The 2,164-nt window shown below is 73.6% G+C and carries 2 protein-coding genes; one reads left to right on the forward strand and one right to left on the reverse strand.

Going from position 1 to position 2,164, the window contains the following annotated elements; genetic code table 11:
• Nucleotides 1-45 precede the first annotated feature (45 nt).
• Entirely contained in the window at nt 46-243 is a 198-nt protein-coding gene (locus tag EYA84_RS30880; protein WP_236146062.1) for a hypothetical protein, read from the reverse strand.
• 180 nt (nt 244-423) lie between these two features.
• Between EYA84_RS30880 and EYA84_RS30885 the strand changes: the two genes are divergently transcribed.
• Nucleotides 424-2,163 carry an adenylate/guanylate cyclase domain-containing protein gene (locus tag EYA84_RS30885; protein ID WP_236146063.1) on the forward strand — a complete coding sequence of 580 codons (1,740 nt, stop codon included), beginning with the start codon at nt 424-426 and terminating at the stop codon, nt 2,161-2,163.
• The last annotated feature ends 1 nt before the right edge of the window (nt 2,164 follow it).

The raw sequence follows: 2,164 nt of genomic DNA on the forward strand, positions 1-2,164 counted from the left end.
GCCGGGGACGATCGTCCCCGGCCCCGCCCGTTGCACCCGTCCAGGTCAGGGCTTGGTGCTGCCCGGACCGGCCCAGTCCGTACCGCCCGGACCGGCCCAGTCGGTGCCGTCCTTGCCCGACCCCGGCACCTCGCCGACGATGCCCTGCGCCTGCAGGAGCGCGAGGGTCGCGGCGTCCACGTCCACCGAGTCACCGGCCGGATGGGTGACTCCGTTACCGTCGGTCCAGTCACTCTTCAACATGACGTACACCATGAGGCTGTCCCCCTGCTCAGCGTGTCCACTTGATCGGCTGCCTGAATCTAGCCGTTCGGTACGCGTCGGACCGCCCGGAGGAGTGTCCACAAGCCAACAGCCCGGTACCCGACAGTCCACCGGGCAGCGATACTCGGACCTGCGCCCCCGGGCGTCGGGGGCTCGCCAGTGGAGGGTGTCATCGCCGCACAGTGTGATCGCTGTGGACGCACCGCCGCCGACGGCGACCGCTTCTGCGGTGGCTGCGGTGCGGAGCTCGGCGCCGTCTGCCCGCACTGCCTGAACCCACTCGCCGCCGACGTGGCCTTCTGCACCTCCTGCGGCACGCCCCGGGCCGGCAGCGACCGCCCCGCCCCGCTCCCCCAGGAGGACCGCCGCCGGGTCAGCGTCCTCTTCGTCGACCTGATCGATTTCACGCCGTACGTCGAGCGGGCCGACCCGGAGCTGGTCCGGGGCATGCAGACCGGGTTCTTCTCCGCCGCCCGCCGGGTGGTCGGGCAGTACGGCGGGGTGGTGGAGAAGTACATCGGCGACGCGGTGATGGCCCTGTTCGGCGCACCGGTGGCCACCGAGACCGACGCGTTGCGCTGCGTCCGCGCCGGTCTGGAGCTGCAACGGGTGCTGACCCGGTTCACCCCCACCGGCACCGACGGCCTGCGCTTCCGGGTCGGGGTGGCGACCGGTGAGGCGCTCGTCGACGTGGCGGCGGCCCGCGACGGCGGGCAGGCGATCGTCGCCGGCGACGTGGTGAACACCGCCTCCCGCCTGCAGTCGGTCGCCCCGCCCGGCGGGGTGCTGGTGGACGGGACCACGCACGCGCTCACCCGGGACACCATCCGCTACGACGAGCAGCCCCCGGTCACGCTGCGCGGCCGGTCCGCGCCGACGGAGGTGTGGCTGGCCCTGTCCGCGGTACGCCAGCAGGCCACCGACCGGGAGCCGGACACCACGCCGCTGATCGACCGCGAGCACGAGCTGGGCATGCTCGTCAACGCGCTGCACCGCAGCCTGCGCGACCGCCGCCCGCAGGTGGTCACCGTCTTCGGCCGGGCCGGCATCGGCAAGAGCCGGCTGGTACGCGAGCTGCACCGGCACACCGGCCGGCTGGTGGACGAGCCGCTGACCTGGCGGATCGGCCGCTGCCCGCCGTTCGGGGAGAACGTCACGTTCGCCGCGCTGGCCGACGTCGTCAAGGCCGAGGCGGGCATCCTGGACACCGATCCGGCCACCAGCGCCGCGCAGCGGCTCGCCGGGGCGGTCGCCGAGCTGGTCGGTCCCGGCGAGCGCGACCGGGTCGCCGACGCGCTGCGTCCGCTGGTCGGGCTGGCCGGTACGCCGCTGCCGGCCGAGGAGGCCGAGTCGGCCTGGCGGCGTTTCCTGCTGGCACTGGCCGCCCGCCGACCGACCGTGCTGGTCTTCGAGGACCTGCACTGGGCCGACGACGCCATGCTGCGCTTCGTGGAACTGCTCGGCGCGGCCGCCCGGGACGTGCCGCTGCTGCTGCTCTGCACCGCCCGTCCCGAGCTGGTCGACCGCGATCCGAGCTGGGCGGGGACGATCACCGGCTCGGTGACCATCACCCTGCCGCCGCTGCGGGACACCGGCATCGCCGCGTTGTACGCGCACATGTTCGGCCAGGCCGCCTTCTCGGCCGACCTGTTGACCCCGCTGATCGAGGTGGCCGGCGGCAACCCGCTCTACGCGCACGAGTACGTCCGGATGCTGATCGAGCAGGGCGCGTTGCGGCAGTCGGGGCGCGGCTGGTCGCTGGAGAAGCACCTGGACCTGCCGATGCCGGAGAGCGTGCACGCGGTCATCGCCAACCGGGTCGACCTGCTCGACCCGAAGGACCGGGCGGTGCTGCTGGCCGCGGCGGTGGTCGGCGTGCAGTTCTGGCCCTGTCTCTGAT

The sequence above is a fragment of the Verrucosispora sp. SN26_14.1 genome, assembly GCF_004307965.1.
Lineage (GTDB): Bacteria > Actinomycetota > Actinomycetes > Mycobacteriales > Micromonosporaceae > Micromonospora.